Origin of the sequence: Mycobacterium sp. 852014-50255_SCH5639931, assembly GCF_001665605.1 — a bacterium.
Lineage (GTDB): Bacteria > Actinomycetota > Actinomycetes > Mycobacteriales > Mycobacteriaceae > Mycobacterium > Mycobacterium paraffinicum.
Window position 1 is genome coordinate 101,098 of the sequence record NZ_LZSV01000034.1, and the last position, 17,931, is coordinate 119,028.

A 17,931-nucleotide genomic window follows, 5' to 3' on the forward strand; every position below is an offset into this window, starting at 1 on the left:
GCTTAACGTTGGAAAGAATGAATCGCGGGACACGGGGCCGGAAGCGGTGCGGCGAATTCTCGCCTTACCGTAGGGGGCGTGCGCTGGATCGTTGACGGCATGAATGTGATCGGGAGCCGCCCGGACGGGTGGTGGAAGGACCGCGGTCGCGCCATGGCCGCATTGGCCGACCGCCTCGACCGATGGGCGGCCGCCCAAGGGGACCACGTGACGGTCGTGTTTGAGCGGCCGCCGTCGAGCGCCATTCCCGCAGCGGCGATCGAGATCGCTTATGCGCCCCGGGCGGCCGCCAACTCGGCCGACGACGAGATCGTCCGGCGCGTCCAGGCCGACCCCCGGCCGCACGACATTCGGGTGGTGACGTCGGACAAAGGGCTGAGCGACCGCGTGGTGAGCCTGGGCGCCTCGGTCCACCCCGCTGCAAGCTTCCGCGACCTCATCGACCCCCGGGGGCCGCGAGCCTCATGAACACCGGCCGAGGCGGCCCCACGGTCAACCGGGTCTGCGCATCCGCGGGAATCGACATCCCGATCATCCAGGCGCCGATGACCTATATTGCCGGCGCGCAGCTGGCCGCCGCGGTGTCGAACGCGGGCGGGCTGGGCGTCATCGAGACCACATCCGAGCAGGGCCGGGCCGACCTGCGGCGCGTCCGTGACCTCACCGACCGTCCGGTGGGCGCGAACATCGCGCTGATCATGAACCGCGACCCGGCCACCGTGGATCTCCTGGTGGCCAACGACATTCGCTTCGTCACCACATCGGCCGGCGATCCGGCGCTGTTCATCGGCCGGCTCCACGATGCCGGGATCACCGTGTTCCATGTGGTGGGCACCCTCGCGGCGGCCCGGAAAGCCGTCGACGCCGGAGTCGACGGGCTCGTGGTCGAGGGCGTCGAGGGCGGCGGGTTCAAGAACCGATTCGGTGCGTCGACCATGGTGCTGCTGCCGCTGGTGGCGGCGCAGGTCGACGTGCCGATCGTGGCGGCGGGAGGGATCTGCGACGCGCGCTCGATGGCGGCCGCCTTCGTTCTCGGCGCCGAGGGCGTGCAGATGGGCACGCGGCTGCTCGCCTCTGCGGATTCCCCGGTGCACGGCAACCTCAAGCGGGCGGTCGTCGCGGCCGATGAAACCTCCACCGTGCTCCTCCCCCTCGACGGCAAACGCATGATGCGGGTGATCCGGACGGCCGCCGCAGAAAGGCTGGACACCGCAATGTCTTCCGGCGACGGCGCCGCGGCGTTGCAACGGGTGCAGCGGCTGTATTTCGACGGGGACATGGACGCCAGTGTCGCCAACACCGGTCAGGTGGCCGGGCGGATCGAGGACATCCCGCCGGCCGCCGACATCATCCAGCGGATGTGGGCGGGATGCGGCGAAGCGCTGGCGGCCACCGCGGATCGGCTAGGGCGGCCGGGGCTTAGCTTGGGCGACTCTTGACGTCGAAGACGACCTGTTCGCCTTCGACTTTGGTGATGCGCATGTGCGCGGTGTAGCCCTTACCCTCCGGGCCGGTGAAGTGACAGTCGAACTCTTGGCCCACCTTGGCTTCGACACCGGAGGGACAGCTCACGTCGGTCGGGTGGAATCCCGTTTGGCGCGAGACGACGTCGACGACGGATTGCGCCGCGCCGTCGGGTTTGACCGTCGACTTCGCGCTGCATCCGGCGACCTGCAGGGCCACCAGAGTAGCCAGCACGCCCGCGACGACCGGAAATCTGCCGCAACCCATAGCCGGTCAGGCTAACACGCTATCAGTGCGTTAGAACAGCTCACAGCGACGGACATTGTCAGCTCGCAAACGAGCGACTGGACGCCCGCGCTCCGGGCAACCGCAGTCGGCGGATCGGGTTAGCCCGCCGCGGCCAGTGCCGCGTCGTAGTTGGGCTCCTGGGCGATCTCGGGGACCAACTCCGTGTAGGTGACTTTTCCGTCGGCGCCGACCACGACGATGGCCCGGGCCAGCAGACCGGCCATCGGCCCGTCGTTGATGGTGACGCCGTAGTCCTCGCCGAAGCTGCTGCGAAACGCCGAGCCCGTCTTGACGTTGTCGATGCCCTCGGCGCCACAGAATCGGGCGAACGCGAACGGCAGGTCCTTTGACACGCACACCACCGTGGCTCCGCTCGCGGCGGCGCGCTCGTTGAAGGTCCGGACGCTGGTCGCGCACACCGGCGTGTCCACGGACGGGAAGATGTTGAGCACCACGGCTTTACCGCCGAGCTGGTCGCTACTGACCGCCCCCAGATCGCCGCCAGTCAGGCTGAAGGCCGGCGCCGGGGATCCGACGGCAGGCAGCTCGCCGACGGTGTTGATCGGGTTTCCACGCAACGTTATCTGTGCCATGCGGACAGTCTGCCAAGCCCGCTTCGGCCGCCATGGGCCAGGTCCCATGTCCTAATTGGTGGGTTGCAGGGCGTAGACGACATGCCGCCGCGTGCCGAACACTTGAGTCCATGACTCGCAAGGTCGTCATCGCCGGTTTCCCCGGCGTGCAGGCGCTCGACGTGGTGGGCCCGCACGATGTCTTCACCAGCGCCTCGCTGCTCACCGGGGGCGGGTACGACGTGGTGGTGGGCTCCGTCGGCGGCGGCCCCGTGGCCACCCCGACCGGGCTGGCCTTCGTCGCGTCGCCGCTGCCGGACCCGAACGACCCCAGCGAGAAGATCGACACGGTCGTGCTGCCCGGGGGCGGAGGTGTCGAGGCGGCGCGGTCGGATGCCGAGCTGATCGGGTGGATCAAGGCCGTCGCCGGTACCGCCCGTCGCGTGGTCACCGTCTGCACCGGCGCGTTCCTGGCGGCCGAGGCGGGGCTGCTGGACGGGCAGCGGGTCACCACGCATTGGGCCTTCGCCGGTCGGTTGGCCCGCGAGTTCCCCGCGATCGACGTCGACGCCGATCCGATCTTCGTCCGCACCTCGGACACCGTATGGACGGCCGCCGGTGTCACCGCCGGGATAGACCTGGCGCTCTCGCTCGTCGAGGACGACCACGGCACCGAGGTTGCGCAGACGGTCGCCCGCTGGCTGGTGCTGTATCTGCGCCGCCCCGGCGGGCAGACCCAATTCGCCGCGCCGGTGTGGATGCCGCGCGCCAAACGCAACGCGATCCGCGAGGTGCAGGAGGCGATCGAGGCGGAACCCGGTGGCGAGCACAGCATCGACGAGCTGGCCCGTCGCGCGGCCATGAGCCCGCGCCACTTCACCCGCGTGTTCACGGCCGAGGTCGGCGAGGCGCCCGGCCAATACGTCGAACGCGTCCGCACCGAGGCCGCGCGCCGCCAGTTGGAGGAGACCGACGACACCGTCGTCGCGATCGCCACCCGCTGCGGCTTCGGCACCGCGGAAACCATGCGGCGCAACTTCCTTCGCCGGGTCGGCATTCCGCCGGACCAATACCGCAAGGCCTTCGCCTGAACCGAAAGGACGACACCATGACCCAAATCGCGATCGTGACCTATCCGGGATTCACCGCGCTCGACATGATCGGCCCGTATGAGGTGCTGCGCAACCTGCCGGACGCCGAGGTGCGGTTCGTCTGGCACGAGGCCGGGCCGATCACCGCGGACTCCGGTGTGCTGGTCATCGGGGCCACCCACTCACTGGCCGAAACACCCTCGCCCGAGGTGATTCTGGTGCCGGGCGGCCCGTCGACCCCGGTGCATGCCCGCGACGAGGCGCTGCTGGACTGGCTGCGCCGAGCGCATCGCATCGCCCGATGGACGACGTCGGTGTGCTCCGGGTCGGTGATCCTGGCGGCCGCCGGCCTCCTCGAAGGCCGGCGGGCCACCTCGCATTGGCTGACCATTCCCGCGCTGAAGGCCTTCGGCGCAGTCCCGGTGGCCGACGAACGCGTCGTGCATGAAGGCGACATCGTGACGAGCGCGGGCGTCTCCGCGGGACTCGATCTCGCGTTCTGGCTGGCCGCGCAGATCGGCGGCGAAAGCCGCGCCAAGGCAATCCAACTCGCGATCGAATACGATCCGCAGCCGCCGTTCGACTCCGGCCACATGTCCAAGGCGTCGGCCACCACGAAGGCGGCCGCGACCGCGCTGCTGTCCAGGGACAGTGTGAAGCCGGCCAACGTGAAGGCCGCCACGATGCTGGCGTGGGAGCAGGCGTTGGCGGCCGTGCGGTCGCGGCGACGGGGGCGACAGCCGGTGACTAGTTAGTCAGGCGCCCGGCTGCAGGATTTCGTCGGACTCGAGCCGGCCGCCGGCCTGCAGCCAGGCGGCCACCACGCCGGGCGCATCCCGGTTGGGGTTGTAGATGTCCTCCTCGCTGGAGAACAATCCGTCCCCGGCGTAGACCAGCCGGGTCCAGTTCGGAAACCAGAAGGGTTCACCCTCGGGGTCCGTCGGATGGTCGAGCAGATTCTTGATCATCACGACGACGGCGTCGTTGTCCTCGTCGTAGGCAGTCCAGTCGGACGGAAATCGCATGTGCGGGAACGGTGCCATGACGGCGACGATCCAGTCCCGGACGGCCTCGCGGCCATGGAACACCCCGTAGTGATGTTCGGTGTAGACGACATCCTCGGTGAAGAGATCGGCGAACGGTCGCCAGTCGCCCGAGGCGCTGCACCCCTCCACTACCCGCGTGTAGTTCTGGACGGCTTGCTCGATTTCTGCCCTGGTGAATTTGCCCATGGCGGACACACTAGAACGTGTTTCGGTTACAGGAAGCTCGTCTGGATAGGGATATGGCATGAACGTCTTGAAGTTGTTTGATCTGCGCGGCAAGCGGGCGCTGGTAACTGGGGCATCCAGCGGCATCGGCAAGAAAGTGGCGCAGGCATATCTGCAAGCAGGCGCCGACGTGGCCATCGCGGCGCGGCGAGCCGAGGGTCTGGAACAGGTCGCCCGGGAGATCGCGGCGGACGGCGAAGGCAGGGTTGTGCCCGTCCGCTGCGACGTGACCCAACCCGATCAAGTGACCGAGATGCTGGAGCGGGTGACCGCGGAGTTGGGCGGCGTCGACATCGCGGTCTGCAACGCCGGCATCATCACGGTGAACGGGATGCTGGACATGTCGCTCGACGAGTTCGAACGCATCCAAACCACCAATGTCACAGGCGTTTTCCTCACGGCGCAAGCGGCGGCCAGGGTGATGGTCCGGCAGGGTCAGGGCGGCGCCATCATCACCACGGCCTCCATGTCGGGCCACATCATCAACGTGCCGCAGCAAGTGGGCCACTACTGCACGTCCAAGGCGGCGGTGATTCACCTGACCAAGGCCATGGCCGTGGAGTTGGCGCCGCACAATATTCGGGTCAACAGCGTCAGCCCGGGTTACATACTGACCGAACTCGTGGAGCCGTTGACGGAGTATCACCGGCTGTGGGAGCCGAAAATTCCGCTCGGGCGGATCGGCCGGCCCGAGGAACTGACCGGCCTGTACCTCTACCTGGCGAGCGAGGCTTCCAGCTACATGACCGGTTCGGACGTCGTGATCGACGGCGGATACACCTGCCCGTAGATCATGCGACGACGATGCGGCGGCCGAAACGGGCTCGCACACCGGGCGAGAAGAGCGCGCGCAACGGCTCGCCCGCGGGCCGAACCTTGCTGGCCGCCACCAGCTCGTCGTGCAGCTCGACGATGTCGGCCGCGTGCAGCGGCCAGGTCTCGTGTTCGTTCGGTACCCACCAAGTGCGGCCGGCCGTGCGGGTGTGCGCACCCCATCGGGCGGTGAGCCAGATTTCCAGCGGTGTCGGTTTCACCGGGGCGCCGATGGCGATCTCGATCCGGCTGCGCAGGCCGCGGCGGGGCCACCGGCGCACACTGTCATATGTGACGCGGTCGCGGTGCCGGTTCGTCCGCATTTTCGCCCAGGTGTACGGAACGCCGAGGCCGACCCGGGCGACCGGCACGACCGCGAGCCGCGCCGTTTCCAGCGACCGGAACAGCACACCGTGCCGGCCGGCGTCGTCGACCGAATACAGCCGGACGTTCGTCTCCGGGAAGCTGCCGAAGTACGGAAGTCGTAGCACGGAGCCAACTTTGGTGCTGCCCATGACGAATGGAACCAACCCGACGTAGGTCATCCCGTCGGCGAAGACGTCGGGCCTGGTGCCGGGCGGGTACATCGTCTCGACGGTATCGGGCCGCACCGGCCAATGGATGAAGGTCAATTCACGCCAGCACTGATCGAAGGTGACGGGGCCGCGAAGCGGCGGCGGGGTGACCGGGTATCCCTCGAGGCCCCGACCGCCGCCGGGTTCGGGCGCCGGTAACCCGGGAGTCGCGGTCATCGGACCATCGTGACACGCGCCGCGGCTAGGGGTGACGGGCCGGCGTAACCGGCGCGAACCGCGCGATTGTCGCCATGTCGAAGTACTCCCGGACCTCTCTCTGAGTTTAGCTCAGCCGCAACGCATTACGAGCCGTTGATCCAATCTCGCGCTTGTTGGATTTGGCCGGCGGGAAAGTGCTGGATCTTGGCCGACACAAAGTGCGAGGCCAGATGCTCGGCGACATCCCCAAGAAGCGAGTCGGTGACCACCGCGACTTTCTTGATGTGCTTTTGATGATCGTGAATGAAGCGGAAGTGATTGACCATCGCCCCGAAGCTGTCCCAGCCGGGGAAGGACGCCGCGCTGATGATGAGGCCGGCGAGGTCGCCGTTCGCCTCGATCTGAGGATCGACAGACTTTGCGAGTTCGTCGAAATCGCTCTTGTCGAGCGCGGCCTTCGGCCGCACTTCCAGGATGGAATGCTCGGTATCCAGGTCGTATTCGATCATGGTTCGCTCCTAGTGGATAGCGGGTCTGAGAGGGCGATGCCGTCATGATGCCGTTGACCGGCCAAACCGATAAGAGGCGAAGGTCATCGGCGACACGCCGCGGCTAGGCCTAACTTTCTATTTCGCCGGAGATTCCGCGTTCGAGGCTGACCCGCGTGGTGGAGGGCAAGACGACGAGCCCCTCGAGTTCCTGGCGCGCCAACTCATAGGCCTGCCGGCGTTCCTGCCCTGTCGCGGCGGAATCCGCCGCGACCCGTAGCAGGTTTTGAGCGCGCGCGATCCGCTGCTGGTCCGCTCGAGAGAAGTCGCTGCGGCGTCTGCGCATCGCCTCCGTCTCGGCGGCGTGGAAGGCGGTCACGTAATCCTCGACGGCGGCCCGGTACTGCGCGGCTGCTTCGCGGTCGTCGAGTAGGTCTTCGGCTTTGGCGGGGCGCAGGAAGTCGGCTCGGAGCTTGGCTTTGTGGAAGGCGACCGTGAGCGGGTCGCGCATGTCCGTCATGAGGGGGAAGTCGAGCAACTTGGCGACGTCGAGTTCGTACTCGAGCCAGCGCGCGTCGGTGCGGCTGTGCTCCTCGAGGACGCGGCGCAGCGACCGCCACTGGGCGACGTGGTTGTCCCCGGTGTCCGGTATTTCCGTCCGATCGATCTGCGGGGGTGGTTCGGCCGGCCGACGGTTGGCGCTGAATGCGCGCACCGCGGCGATGGTGGCCCCAGCCAGGGGCAGGATGACGATCAAGAGCTCCGCCAACCGGATGAGTAAACCCACACGGCCAGGATGCCACCCGCGCCCGGCCAAGACGCACGTCGAACGTGGGGCCTAAGGACGAATCCAGGGCCGTACCCGGACATAGGGCCTACAGTCGGCGACCCAGGGAGTGGCGATGTCACGTCTGCGGTCGCACCCCGAGGACGTCGCGAAACAACGCCTGCCGCAGCGCGAGTTCACGCGGGTCACTCCACAGGTGAAAACCCAGCCGGTTCATCACGTACGCGAAGCCGACGCCGGTGTCCGGGTCGGCGCAGCCGAAAGAGCCGCCGAAGCCGGGAGTCCCGAAGGCCCGGCCCGAAGAGCCGAATGAAAAGTGCGGCACGGGTTTACAGAAGCCGAGGGAATACGCCACGTCGACGTTCATCACCTTGTCGCGGACGCCCTGGCTCGGCGCGAGCGCCGGCGCCGCCAGAGCGTCGACGGTGTCGCCGCCGAGGCCGAGCTCGGCTCCCCCGGTTGCCGCGCTGCCGTACATGCGCGCCACCGACCGGGCGGTGCCGATGCCGTTGGCCGACGGGATCTCGACCGCCCGAACGTCCTCGCGGTTGTAGTCGCCGTTGAACGCGTTGACCCCGCGCGGGACTGCGATCGCGCGGGCGGTCAGGCCGACCGGGTTGAGCGAGGCACCCACGAATCCCCGGGGCATGACGTTCAAATGCAGCAGCGTTTCGGCGCGCACCCAGTTGTGGACGTGCGCGACACGCTCACGGTTGACCCCATCCGGCAGGCCGATGTGCAGGTCGAGCCCCAGCGGCCGGACGATCTCGTCGGCCATGAAGCGGCCCAGCGTGCGGCGGGCCGGGTCCGTCCGGCGGATGAGCTCGGATTCGTACCAGCCCAGCGTGATCGCGTGGTAACCGTGCCGCGAGCCCGGTCGCCACGCCGGCGCCTGGGCCGCCAGGATGGGCGAGAGCCTGGCCGGGTCGGCGACGTCGGCAAGCGCCGGCTTCGGTTTGAGCGCGCACAGGCCGGCCTGATGCCCCAGGAGTTGGCGGACGGTCACGTCGCCCTTGCCCGCGCGCGCGAATTCCGGCCAGTAATCGGCCACCTTGGTGTCATAGGAGATGAGTCCGCGGGACACCGCGACGGCCACGACCAGGGCGGCGACCCCTTTGGTCGTGGAGAACATGTTGACCATGGTGTCGGCCTGCCAGGGTTTTTTCGCCAACCCGTCCCGGTAGCCGCCCCACAGGTCGACGACCTTGACCCCGTCGCGGTAGACGGCGACGGCCGCGCCGACTTCCGCGCCGTCGCGGAAACTGGCGCGAAAGGCGTCGGCGACCTTTCCGTAGCCGACATCCACGTCGCCACCGATCAAGTCCGCCGACACCGCAACCTTGAGCACCATCGTCACGCCTCCGAAAGGAGACTAAGCCAGCGCCGGACGCGAGCAGCGTTTTTCGGGCGGTCTCAGCCCAGCCGGGTCAGTGGGCGCCCAAGCTGCCGCTCAGGTACTGGGCGCGGCAGGCCCGGCGCGCCAGCTTGCCGCTGGTGGTACGGGGAATGGCGCCGGCCGGCAGGAAACACACCTCGGCGACCGTCAGCCCGTGGCGGCCCAGGACCGCGGTCCCGATGGCCTCGATGGCCGGCCGCGGGTCGGCGCGGCTGGTGCCCGTCGCCCGCTCGGCGATGATCACCAGTCGCTGTTCGGCGTCCTCGCCCGGCACGGCGAAGGCGGTCACGTATCCGCGCCGCACCAGCGGGGACGCTTCGGCGACGGTCGCCTCGATGTCCTGTGGGTAGTGGTTGCGGCCGCCGATGGTGACCATGTCGACGATCCGGCCGGTGACGTACAGCTCGCCGTCGAGATAGGTACCCAAGTCCCCGGTCCGCAGCCATGGGCGATCGAGCACCGAGCCCTCGGCGTGGCCGCCGTCGGCGAGCCGCGATCGCAACCAGGCGCCGAACGCTCGCCCGGTTTCGTCGGGCAGTCCCCAGTAGCCCCGGCCGACGTTGTTGCCCTGCACCCAGATCTCGCCGACCTGACCGTCGGGCAGTTCTGTCCCGGTGGCCGGGTCGACGATGACGGCCCATTCGCTGCGGCCCACCTGGCCGCAGGAGACCTGCGCCACGGCCTCGGGGTCGCCCGCCGCAACCCGCACCGCGCGGCCGGCGCCCAGTTCCTTACGGTCGAAGTAGGCGGCAGTCGCCTCGGCGGCGGGCGCGATGGTCGCAACGAACAGGGTGGCCTCCGCGATGCCGTATGACGGCTTGAACGCCGTCGGCGGCAATCCGTACGGGGAGAACGCCTTGTTGAAGGCCGTGATCGCCTCGATGCTGACGGGTTCGGACCCGATGATCAGCACCACGTTGCTCAGGTCGATATCGTCGCCCGGTGCGGGCAGTCCCCGCTGGGCGGTCCATTCGTAGGCGAAGTTCGGCGCCGCGGTGACGGCCCGGCCCGTCTGGGCCGACAAGGCCTTGATCCAGCGTTGCGGCCTGCGGACGAACGCGGCGGGCGACATCAGCGTGGAGTGGCCGCCGTATACCGCCGGGAAGCCGATCATCGATAGTCCCATGTCGTGGTAGAGCGGCAACCAGCTCACGCCGTGCGTGTTGCGGTCCAGCAGGTCAATGGAAAGGATCATCTGCACGAGGTTGGTGCCGACCGCCCGGTGCGTGATCTCGACGCCGACCGGGGGCCGCGTAGAGCCCGACGTGTACTGCAGGTGGGAGATGTCGTCGTGGCGTAACTCGGTGGGGGCGAATGAATCCCGCGCCGAGTCGGGGATCTCGTCGATCACGATGACCCGTGGCCGGTGCCGTTGCGGGAGGGTGCTCAGAAAATCCTCGACCGCGTTCCTGGCCGGCGCTGTGGTCAACACGGCCGTCGGCTGCGAATCGCGCAGGGCAGTGTCCAGGCGTTCGGCGTGGCCGGGCAACTCGGGCGCGAACAGCGGCACCGCAATGGTTCCGGCTTTGATCGCCGCATAGAACCCCATCACGTAGTCGAGGCTCTGCGGCGCCAGGACCGCGACCCGATCGCCATGGCCGGCGACTTGTTGGACGCGCGCGCCGATGGCCTCCAGCCGGACACCGAACTGGTTCCACGTCACCTCGTCGACATGCCCGTCGGCCGAACGGTTGTAATCCAGGAATCGGTACGCCACGGCGTCACCGACGTTGGCGATGTTGCGGTCGACGAGCGAGATCAGCGTGACGTCCGGCGGCACCAGGATGTTGCCCGCGGCATCCAGGCAGTCCTCGATATCGAGCAGGCCGGGGATGGCCTTGGCGTGCTGCCGGGAACCGAACTCCATGGCCCCTACTGTAGGCAAGGGGATGCGGCAACCGCCGTGCCGCGAACGTGATTGTCGGCATGCCACGCGCGAAGGACCTTCGGTGGGAATCGAATTCGCCAGTCGGCGCCGGCGCGTCGGCGACAGTTGTGCGCCCTCGTCGCGGTGCCCACGGCGTGGGCGGTAGCCTACGCGCGAGCGGCATGCAGGGTCGTCGATTATTGCACCGGGAGTTGGCCATGTCAGGCAGGACGTTTTCATTCGAGATCAACCGCACGAGCACCGCGCCCGCCGCGACGCTGTTCCGGCTCGTGACTGACGGCGCCAACTGGTCGAAGTGGGCCAAGCCCATCGTCGTTCACTCGAGCTGGGCCCGGCAGGGCGATCCCGCGCCCGGCGGAATCGGGGCCGTCCGCAAGGTGGGGATGTGGCCCGTGCTGGTGCAGGAGGAGACCGTCGAGTACGAGCAGGACCGCCGGCATGCCTACAAGCTCGTCGGCCCCCCGACTCCGGCCAAGGATTACTCGGGCGAGGTGGTCTTCACGCCTAACCCCGCGGGCGGAACCGACATCCGCTGGACCGGCTCGTTCACCGAGGGGGTGCGCGGGACGGGTCCGGTGATACGGGCAGCCATGGGCGGAGCGGTCAGGTTCTTCGCCGGCCGGCTGGTGAAGGCTGCCGAGCGGGAATCGAACGCCGGGCGGTAGCACCGGGCGCATGACGGCCGCGGGAGGCGGCCGCGCCGCTACTTCGCGTCGACCTCGTCCTGATATTTCTTCGTCATGTGCGCGACCGCGTCCAACTGCGACTGCGCCAAGCTATCCCGGGCCTGCCCGGCGCGCGCGGCGGCGTCCAGCGTCGGCTGCGCCTGGCCCTGGAAATGCGGCATGACTTCGGCGGCAAACAATTCGGCGGACCGTTTGGTGGCGGCCGGGTTGGCCCACTCGTGGCCCATCTGCAGCATGCAGCCGAACCCGCCGGATTGATCCCACAGCCGCTGAACCTGCTCGCGCGCCCGATCGGGCGTGCCGATCACGCCCGCCCCGTTTTCGTTGATGACGTCGATCATCTCGTCCAGCTGTTCGCCGGGCATCGTCATCTGCGGGAAGGCGGCCACCTTCTGGAAGTAGCGGAACCACGGCTCGATGCCGAACTTGACCTCTTCCCGGGCCTGCTTTTCCGTTTCGGCAAGGTGGAAAAGGCCGACCAGGCTCCAGTTCTTGCGGTCGACCTGCGTGCCGAAGGCCGCCGCGCGCTCCTCGACGATGCCCCAGTGATACGAAAGCGCGTTGAAACCCTCGACGGTCAGCGTCGCGCCGATGGACAGCAGGCCGATGCCATGCTTGCCGGCCAGCCGCGCGCCCGTCGGTGACGCGACCGCGGCAACCGACAGCGGAATCCCGCCGTCGGAATAGGGGGCGAGCTGCAGCTTGGCGTCGAACAGCTGGTGCGTTGCCGTCTTGGCGCTGACGGTCTCCCCCGCCAGCAGCCGCACGACGATGTCGAGATTCGTTTCGAGCAGTTCGCGGGTGTCGGTGGGCGTGAGCCCGATCATGGACGAGTCGCTGGGCAGGGAGCCCGGCCCCACACCGCCGATGATGCGGCCATGGGTGAGGTGATCCAGCAGCATCAGCCGGTCGGCGACCCACAGCGGGTTGTGGTACGAGAGCGAAATGACCCCGGTGCCAAAGCGGATGCGTTTGGCGCGCTCGGCCGCGGCGGCGATGAAGACCTCGGGCGAGCTGATGATCTCGCTGCCGGCCGAGTGGTGTTCGCCCATCCACACTTCGTCGAAGCCGAGTGCGTCGAGGTGCTCGATGAACTGCAGGTCGCGCTGCAACGCAAGCGTGGGATTGGTGCCCGCCCGATGGAACGGGGCGATGAAGTATCCAAACCTGAGCTTCGCCATCGAGGCTCCCTTGCATCCGATTGGCCTGAACCATAACTCGAATGCGGTGTTCGGCCTAGGCCGTCACGGAAGAACCCCCGGCGATCATCGGTTTTCAGCCGGCGGGGCCAGGTGATCCCGGCCCCGCCGACTACGGGAGCAAGTCTCTGTCGCGGTGCGTTACGGCGGGCTCAGCGCGTGGATGTCAGTAGCCGCCGCAGACGTTGCCGACGCATCCGCCGCCGCCGCCCGGGCCGCCGCCGCCACCCCCGACGCCGGGGATGCTGCCGCCTCCGCCGCCGGGGCCGCCGCCACCCGTGGGGCCGCCGGGGACGCCGCCGCCTCCGCCGCCCGGGCCACCGCCACCGGTCGGCCCGCCGGGGACGCCGCCGCCACCACCGCCGGGGCCGCCACCGCCTGTGGGGCCGCCCGGAGCGGTGCCGCCGCCGCCAGGTGTGGACGGAGCCACGCTGGACGACGGCGTGGTCGTCGGGGTGGTGCTGCTGCTGCTCGGCCCTTTATTGCCGCCGCCGCACCCGACCGCGAACACGAGCATGGCCGCACCGCCGAAGAGCGCGACCGAAGTCCTGGCTGCAGATCTCATCGAAGTCCCCAATCCCCACTTGCGCCACGGCAACTGGTCCATTTCTCCTTACCCCGGCACGCGCCCGTGCAAACGGGATTCGATGCGGGACTTCTGCCCGGAAACGGCGATGGCCCATCCACCGGGATGGGCCATCGGTACAAGCGGCGGGCGCGGCTGGCGCCAGGCGAAAATCGCAACGGAAGCGAGTGCGTGGGAGCCGATGGCCCATCTCGGGCTAATGGGCCATCGGCGAGCCAAATCGTATCCTCGGACAACTGTTGCTATGCGGGAATTTGCTGCATCAGTAATAAGAAATTTTCTTATTCGTAAATTGGATACCGCATTCGCGTCGTGACACGCCGCCGTGAGCCGCATCAGCAGCCGCAGTCAGACCTGCGCCCACCTGAGCGAACGGCGTCCGCTCCCTAGGCTTCCTTCGTGATCAACTTGCGCAGCGCCACCCGGTCGGGAGTCAGCAGCTCGGCGATGCGCGGCTTGTTCACCTCGGCGACGATGATCTCGCCGACCTCCTGGTAGACCTCGCTGAAGATCCCGTGGGACTTCATCTTCTCGGTCTGATAGAGGTTGTCCTCGGTCGGCGTCACGTAGTAAACCGCGTCGGCCTTGAACCGGTGCACCAGCCAGAGGTGAATCAGCGTCATCAGGCGCTTCTGGCGCAGCTTCTCGGCGAAGGTGTTCTGGTCACGCACCTGCAGGATGCTGCGGCCGTGCCGGTCCTTGATGGGATCGACGACGACATTGGCCAGCTGCTCGTTCCCGTTGCCGTAGATGCCGAGCTCGAGAACGTCCGAACCGGCGCGGCGGGGCCGCAGGGTCACCCGCAGCTTTTCGCCGAGCTGGTAGTTCTCGCTCCACAGCGCCAGCCACTCCTCCAGCAGCTTCTTGGGCACCTCGGTCTGCGCGAGGTGCTGATGCTGGGTCGAGCCCTTGCCCATCGCCTTGGTGGTCGCCGTACGCCCGGACGATGCCTGCAGCGCCGCGTCGCTGCGTGGTCCGCCGACCAGGGTCTGCGGGGTCCGGTAAGGCGACTCGACCAGGCGCATCTTCCGCTGCAGCCGAGCCAGCGCCAGCATGCCGTCCTGCTGCAGCGACGTGGCGAACTCCTCGGCGGCGACACCGTCGATCTGGTGGCCGCCGTAGGTGATGAAGTTGAAGACGAAGCCCATCTTGCCGAGCTCCTCGGGGAAGCGCTTCATCTCCTCGTCGGTCATCCCGGTGGTGTCCCAGTTGAAGGACGGCGAGAGGTTGTAGGCCAGCATCTGCTCCGGGAATTCGGCGTGGATGGCGTCGGCGAACTGACGGGCGTCGGCGAGATCGGCGGTCTTCGTCTCCATCCAGAGGATGTCGGCGAACGGCGCGGCCGCGAGCGACTTGGCGATGGCGTACGGAATGCCGCCGCGGATCTGGTAGTAGCCCTCCGGCGTCTTCGACAACTCCGGCTCCCATGGCGGATCGACGCCCAGTTCCTTCGCCTTCTCCCGCGCGGCGTAAAGCGATGCGCGCGCGGCGAACTCGCGCCACTCGTCGGGGGTCATGCTCGGCGACTCGTCTTCGGTCTCGCCGAACGAGAGCACCTCCGCGACGGCCTCGCTGTAGGTCATCAGCCCGGCGTCGTCCTCCCACGCCGCCACGAATCGCGACTCGACCTGGTCGAAGAGGTCATCGATCGAGCCGTGTCCGTCCTCCCGCAGGGCGTTCACGGCCTCGGAGATCAAGCCCTGGATGCCCTGGCGCTCGAGCCAGGCGCTGGCGGCGGCGTACTCGGAGTCGGCGAGGGCGTAGAGCAGGTGGCCGTTGAGTTCCTTGACCCCGAGCTCGTAGAAGCGCCGGACCAGCGCCAGGAAACATGCCTTGTACGAAGGGATGTTGAGGTTGGTCGCGCCGAGCAGGAACGGCTGGTCGCGCTCGTCGGCGCGGCTGTCGATGAGGTTGGCCGCCTCGGCGTCGGTGCGGGCGACGATGATGCCGGGCACCTTCATGACGTCGAGTTGGAACCGGGCCGCGTTGAGCCGCTTGATCTGTTCGTCCGACGGCACCAGCACCTTGCCGCCCTGGTGGCCGCATTTCTTGGTGCCCGGGCGCTGGTCTTCGATGTGGTAACCGGCCACGCCGACCTCGACGAAGCGGCGGATCAGGTTGCGCACGTGCGGGTCACCGCCGTGGCCGGTGTCTGCGTCGGCGATGATGAACGGCCGGTAGTCGTACGCGGGTGTGGTGGCGCGCTGTCGTTCGGTCATGTTCAGGCGCTGGTATTGCTGGTTGCGGTCGGCGGTGAGCAGGGCGCGCACCAGCACCGCCGCGTCGTCGGGCACCTGGCTGAGGGGATAGCTGGCGAGGTCGGGACCGGGGTCTTCGGTGGTGGATCCCTTGGCCGAGGTTGCCCAGCCGCCGAGGTAGATGCCCTCGATGCCCATCCGCTTCATGGCCACCGCCTGGCCGGGCGAGTAGGGGCCGAATGTCGTAATGCTCTTCTTCGCGGCGAACAGCTCGCGCAGCCGGTCGTAGAAGGCGGCGGCCGCGTTCCGTGCCACCGGGTAGTCGGTCGGGATGGTGCCGCGCTGCTCGACCACCTGGCGGGCCGTGTAGAGGCGCGTGATGCCGGCGAAGCGTGGGTCGTCCATGTACCGCTGCGTGGCGGCGATGTCGTCTTCGAACGATGTCCGGACTTCGGTGTCCGAGTCAATGATGGCCATGGCCCTACGCTCCTCTTCGGCACGATTCCCCTGGACGGAGTCTATCCCCGGAGATGACCTTTCAATCAGGGGCCGAAAGACCCATGCCAAAACTGTTGCCGGACGCCTGTATCCGCAACCCGGCGACGGCGCGGCACGGCCGCGGGCCACCAGGCGGGCGGTCTCGGTGTGCACCGCTTGCGGCGCAACACTTTTCGCGCGCAAGATCCGGCTCAGCCGGGACCGCCGGGCGCGCGCCCGGCCAACCACTCCCGCTGGCGACGGACGAACTCCGCGTTGACGACCCTCCCGTGGCCCGGCACGTAGACCGCGTCCGCCCCGCCGACCGCGAGCAGCCGCTCGAGGGTGGCCGGCCAGGCGGCCACGTCCGAGTCGGCGTCGATCGCGGGATCGGCGGACTCCTCGACAAGGTCGCCGGTGAACACGACGACCGGGTCGTCGGCCCTCCCGGGGGCGACCACCACCAGATCCGAGGTGGTGTGGCCACGTCCCAGGTGGGCGATCGTCACGGTGCGGTCGCCGAGGTCGATGGTGGCGTCGAAGACTCCGCGCCGCGGGGGTCGCAAGGCGGCGATCGCTTGGTCTATCTCCGCGGGGTCGGCGCCGTGGTGCAACGCGTCGTCGCGCATCCGGTCGGTCCCCGAGGACAGGCATTCGACCACCTCGGGCGCGCAGTAGATGTTCGCGTCCGCAAACGCCGAAGAACCCAGAACGTGGTCAAAGTGCTTGTGGGTCAGGACGATAGCGCTGACCGGGCGGCCGGCGAGCCGTCGCACGCCTGCGTCGATTGCGGCCGCCTCGGCGAGCGTCGTGCCGGTGTCGACCAGCAGTACCCCGGTGCGGCCCCACACGAGTCCGACCGTGACATCGCAGAACGGCAGCCGGCAGCGATGCACGCTGGCGGTCAACCGTTCCCAAGCGAGATGCACACGAGCAAGGTAGCGTCAACCGGGCCTGAGCGGCCGGGGAGGAATCTCTAGATGCGCGCAGTCGTCATCACCAAGCGTGGCGGTCCGTCGGTCCTGCGGGTCCAGCAGCGGCCCGATCCCCCGCCGCCGGGTCCGGGGCAGCTGCGGGTGGCGGTGCGCGCGGCGGGCGTGAACTTCGCCGATCACCTCGCCCGCGTCGGCATGTATCCGGATGCGCCGAAGCTCCCGGCGGTCGTCGGCTACGAAGTCGCCGGGACCGTCGAGGCCGTCGGCGACGGTGTCGATCGCGGCCGCGTCGGCGAGCGGGTGCTGGCGGGTACCCGCTTCGGCGGCTATGCCGAGATCGTCAACGTGGCCGCGAGCGACTCAGTGCCGCTGCCGGCCGCAATGAGCTTCGAAGAGGGCGCCGCCGTTCCGGTCAATTACGCCACCGCGTGGGCCGCGCTGCACGGGTACGGGTCGCTGCGCACCGGGGAAAGGGTGTTGGTGCACGCCGCGGCCGGCGGGGTCGGTATCGCGGCCATCCAGTTCGCGAAGGCCGCCGGGGCCGAGGTGCATGGCACCGCGTCGCCGGCGAAACACGAGAAGCTGGCCGAACTGGGGGTGGACCGGGCGATCGACTACCGCCGTGACGGTTGGTGGCGTGGCCTGGATCCGTACGACGTGGTGCTCGACGCGCTGGGTGGCACGTCGCTGCGGCGGTCCTACGCGCTGTTGCGGCCGGGTGGACGGCTGGTCGGGTACGGGGTGTCGAACCTGCAGCATGGTGAGAAGCGCTCGCTGCGGGCGGCCGCCCCGCACGCGTTGGCGATGCTGCGCGGGTTCAACCTGATCGACCAACTCTCGGAGTCCAAGGCGGTGATCGGCCTCAACATGCTGCGGCTGTGGGATGACCGCGGCACGCTCGAGCCGTGGATCACTCCGCTGGCCCAGGCGCTCGCGGACGGAACGATCGCTCCCGTCGTCCATGCGGCGGTGCCGTTCGCCGACGCACCGGAGGCGCACCGCATCCTGGCGGCCCGGGAGAATGTCGGCAAGGTAGTCCTGGTGCCGTGAGTTTTTAG

General features: G+C 68.5%; 19 protein-coding genes. 7 read left to right on the top strand and 12 right to left on the bottom strand.

Features of this window, described 5'->3' with window-relative positions:
* The first annotated feature begins 78 nt into the window (after nt 1-78).
* Nucleotides 79-468 (top strand): NYN domain-containing protein, encoded by a 390-nt coding sequence (locus A5758_RS20060; RefSeq protein WP_067743561.1) that lies wholly within the window; start codon nt 79-81, stop codon nt 466-468.
* Nucleotides 465-1,439: a nitronate monooxygenase family protein gene (locus A5758_RS20065; protein ID WP_067743565.1), complete on the top strand. Its 975-nt coding sequence runs from the start codon at nt 465-467 to the stop codon at nt 1,437-1,439. The genes A5758_RS20060 and A5758_RS20065 overlap by 4 nt, the downstream gene beginning before the upstream one ends.
* Here A5758_RS20065 and A5758_RS20070 read toward each other — a convergent pair.
* Both A5758_RS20070 and tpx read right to left on the bottom strand, forming a co-directional pair.
* Nucleotides 1,420-1,731, bottom strand: coding sequence for a DUF4333 domain-containing protein (locus A5758_RS20070; protein ID WP_067743567.1), 312 nt, complete (start codon nt 1,729-1,731; stop codon nt 1,420-1,422). The genes A5758_RS20065 and A5758_RS20070 overlap by 20 nt on opposite strands.
* Nucleotides 1,732-1,850: 119 nt before the next feature.
* Complete coding sequence (gene tpx / locus A5758_RS20075) at nt 1,851-2,345, bottom strand: thiol peroxidase (protein ID WP_067206535.1); 495 nt, start codon at nt 2,343-2,345, stop codon at nt 1,851-1,853.
* Nucleotides 2,346-2,455: 110 nt separating this feature from the next.
* On the opposite strand from tpx, the gene A5758_RS20080 reads away from it, so the two are divergent.
* Nucleotides 2,456-3,415 (top strand): GlxA family transcriptional regulator, encoded by a 960-nt coding sequence (locus A5758_RS20080; RefSeq protein ID WP_067743570.1) that lies wholly within the window; start codon nt 2,456-2,458, stop codon nt 3,413-3,415.
* A gap of 17 nt (nt 3,416-3,432) precedes the next feature.
* Nucleotides 3,433-4,170, top strand: a complete 738-nt coding sequence (locus tag A5758_RS20085) for a DJ-1/PfpI family protein (protein ID WP_067743573.1) — start codon at nt 3,433-3,435, stop codon at nt 4,168-4,170.
* On the opposite strand, the gene A5758_RS20090 is transcribed toward A5758_RS20085, so the two are convergent.
* Complete coding sequence (locus tag A5758_RS20090; protein ID WP_067743577.1) at nt 4,171-4,647, bottom strand: nuclear transport factor 2 family protein; 477 nt, start codon at nt 4,645-4,647, stop codon at nt 4,171-4,173.
* 58 nt (nt 4,648-4,705) lie between these two features.
* Here A5758_RS20090 and A5758_RS20095 point away from each other — a divergent pair, with 58 nt between their 5' ends.
* The gene (locus A5758_RS20095; RefSeq protein WP_067743580.1) at nt 4,706-5,476 is read left to right on the top strand and encodes an SDR family oxidoreductase; all 771 of its coding nucleotides are present in this window, start codon (nt 4,706-4,708) and stop codon (nt 5,474-5,476) included.
* A 1-nt stretch (nt 5,477) separates the two neighbouring features.
* Here A5758_RS20095 and A5758_RS20100 read toward each other — a convergent pair whose 3' ends face one another.
* The 5 genes from A5758_RS20100 to A5758_RS20120 form a co-directional block, all read right to left on the bottom strand.
* Complete coding sequence (locus A5758_RS20100) at nt 5,478-6,251, bottom strand: YqjF family protein (protein ID WP_067743584.1); 774 nt, start codon at nt 6,249-6,251, stop codon at nt 5,478-5,480.
* Nucleotides 6,252-6,376: 125 nt separating this feature from the next.
* Nucleotides 6,377-6,742: an STAS/SEC14 domain-containing protein gene (locus A5758_RS20105; RefSeq protein WP_067206552.1), complete on the bottom strand. Its 366-nt coding sequence runs from the start codon at nt 6,740-6,742 to the stop codon at nt 6,377-6,379.
* Between the two features lie 109 nt (nt 6,743-6,851).
* Nucleotides 6,852-7,508 (bottom strand): hypothetical protein, encoded by a 657-nt coding sequence (locus A5758_RS20110; RefSeq protein ID WP_067206555.1) that lies wholly within the window; start codon nt 7,506-7,508, stop codon nt 6,852-6,854.
* A gap of 118 nt (nt 7,509-7,626) precedes the next feature.
* A complete protein-coding gene (locus tag A5758_RS20115) occupies nt 7,627-8,859 on the bottom strand; it encodes a serine hydrolase domain-containing protein (RefSeq protein WP_067743910.1) in 1,233 nt (410 codons plus the stop codon).
* A 76-nt stretch (nt 8,860-8,935) separates the two neighbouring features.
* Nucleotides 8,936-10,771, bottom strand: coding sequence for a fatty acyl-AMP ligase (locus A5758_RS20120; protein WP_067743587.1), 1,836 nt, complete (start codon nt 10,769-10,771; stop codon nt 8,936-8,938).
* Nucleotides 10,772-10,989: 218 nt separating this feature from the next.
* On the opposite strand from A5758_RS20120, the gene A5758_RS20125 reads away from it, so the two are divergent.
* A complete protein-coding gene (locus tag A5758_RS20125) occupies nt 10,990-11,457 on the top strand; it encodes an SRPBCC family protein (protein WP_067743590.1) in 468 nt (155 codons plus the stop codon).
* A gap of 38 nt (nt 11,458-11,495) precedes the next feature.
* Here the strand turns inward: A5758_RS20125 and A5758_RS20130 are convergent, their stop codons facing one another.
* The 4 genes from A5758_RS20130 to A5758_RS20145 form a co-directional block, all read right to left on the bottom strand.
* Nucleotides 11,496-12,659 carry an LLM class flavin-dependent oxidoreductase gene (locus A5758_RS20130; RefSeq protein ID WP_067206562.1) on the bottom strand — a complete coding sequence of 388 codons (1,164 nt, stop codon included), beginning with the start codon at nt 12,657-12,659 and terminating at the stop codon, nt 11,496-11,498.
* A gap of 184 nt (nt 12,660-12,843) precedes the next feature.
* A complete protein-coding gene (locus A5758_RS25905) occupies nt 12,844-13,242 on the bottom strand; it encodes a hypothetical protein (protein ID WP_067743913.1) in 399 nt (132 codons plus the stop codon).
* A gap of 407 nt (nt 13,243-13,649) precedes the next feature.
* Nucleotides 13,650-15,938 (bottom strand): isocitrate lyase ICL2, encoded by a 2,289-nt coding sequence (gene aceA, locus A5758_RS20140; protein WP_067743595.1) that lies wholly within the window; start codon nt 15,936-15,938, stop codon nt 13,650-13,652.
* Nucleotides 15,939-16,150: 212 nt separating this feature from the next.
* On the bottom strand, nt 16,151-16,867 hold the full coding sequence (locus tag A5758_RS20145) for an MBL fold metallo-hydrolase (protein ID WP_067743597.1): 717 nt from the start codon (nt 16,865-16,867) through the stop codon (nt 16,151-16,153).
* A gap of 51 nt (nt 16,868-16,918) precedes the next feature.
* Here A5758_RS20145 and A5758_RS20150 point away from each other — a divergent pair, with 51 nt between their 5' ends.
* Nucleotides 16,919-17,923: a zinc-binding dehydrogenase gene (locus tag A5758_RS20150; protein WP_067210951.1), complete on the top strand. Its 1,005-nt coding sequence runs from the start codon at nt 16,919-16,921 to the stop codon at nt 17,921-17,923.
* Nucleotides 17,924-17,931: the final 8 nt, after the last annotated feature.

Excerpts from the sequence above, each read along its gene's own strand:
- A5758_RS20065 (WP_067743565.1), top strand. The coding sequence starts at position 465 with ATGAACACCGGCCGAGGCGGCCCCACGGTCAACCGGGTCTGCGCATCC.
- A5758_RS20070 (WP_067743567.1), bottom strand. The coding sequence starts at position 1,731 with ATGGGTTGCGGCAGATTTCCGGTCGTCGCGGGCGTGCTGGCTACTCTG.
- tpx (WP_067206535.1), bottom strand. The coding sequence starts at position 2,345 with ATGGCACAGATAACGTTGCGTGGAAACCCGATCAACACCGTCGGCGAG.
- A5758_RS20080 (WP_067743570.1), top strand. The coding sequence starts at position 2,456 with ATGACTCGCAAGGTCGTCATCGCCGGTTTCCCCGGCGTGCAGGCGCTC.
- A5758_RS20085 (WP_067743573.1), top strand. The coding sequence starts at position 3,433 with ATGACCCAAATCGCGATCGTGACCTATCCGGGATTCACCGCGCTCGAC.
- A5758_RS20090 (WP_067743577.1), bottom strand. The coding sequence starts at position 4,647 with ATGGGCAAATTCACCAGGGCAGAAATCGAGCAAGCCGTCCAGAACTAC.
- A5758_RS20095 (WP_067743580.1), top strand. The coding sequence starts at position 4,706 with ATGAACGTCTTGAAGTTGTTTGATCTGCGCGGCAAGCGGGCGCTGGTA.
- A5758_RS20100 (WP_067743584.1), bottom strand. The coding sequence starts at position 6,251 with ATGACCGCGACTCCCGGGTTACCGGCGCCCGAACCCGGCGGCGGTCGG.
- A5758_RS20105 (WP_067206552.1), bottom strand. The coding sequence starts at position 6,742 with ATGATCGAATACGACCTGGATACCGAGCATTCCATCCTGGAAGTGCGG.
- A5758_RS20115 (WP_067743910.1), bottom strand. The coding sequence starts at position 8,859 with ATGGTGCTCAAGGTTGCGGTGTCGGCGGACTTGATCGGTGGCGACGTG.
- A5758_RS20120 (WP_067743587.1), bottom strand. The coding sequence starts at position 10,771 with ATGGAGTTCGGTTCCCGGCAGCACGCCAAGGCCATCCCCGGCCTGCTC.
- A5758_RS20125 (WP_067743590.1), top strand. The coding sequence starts at position 10,990 with ATGTCAGGCAGGACGTTTTCATTCGAGATCAACCGCACGAGCACCGCG.
- A5758_RS20130 (WP_067206562.1), bottom strand. The coding sequence starts at position 12,659 with ATGGCGAAGCTCAGGTTTGGATACTTCATCGCCCCGTTCCATCGGGCG.
- A5758_RS25905 (WP_067743913.1), bottom strand. The coding sequence starts at position 13,242 with ATGAGATCTGCAGCCAGGACTTCGGTCGCGCTCTTCGGCGGTGCGGCC.
- aceA (WP_067743595.1), bottom strand. The coding sequence starts at position 15,938 with ATGGCCATCATTGACTCGGACACCGAAGTCCGGACATCGTTCGAAGAC.
- A5758_RS20150 (WP_067210951.1), top strand. The coding sequence starts at position 16,919 with ATGCGCGCAGTCGTCATCACCAAGCGTGGCGGTCCGTCGGTCCTGCGG.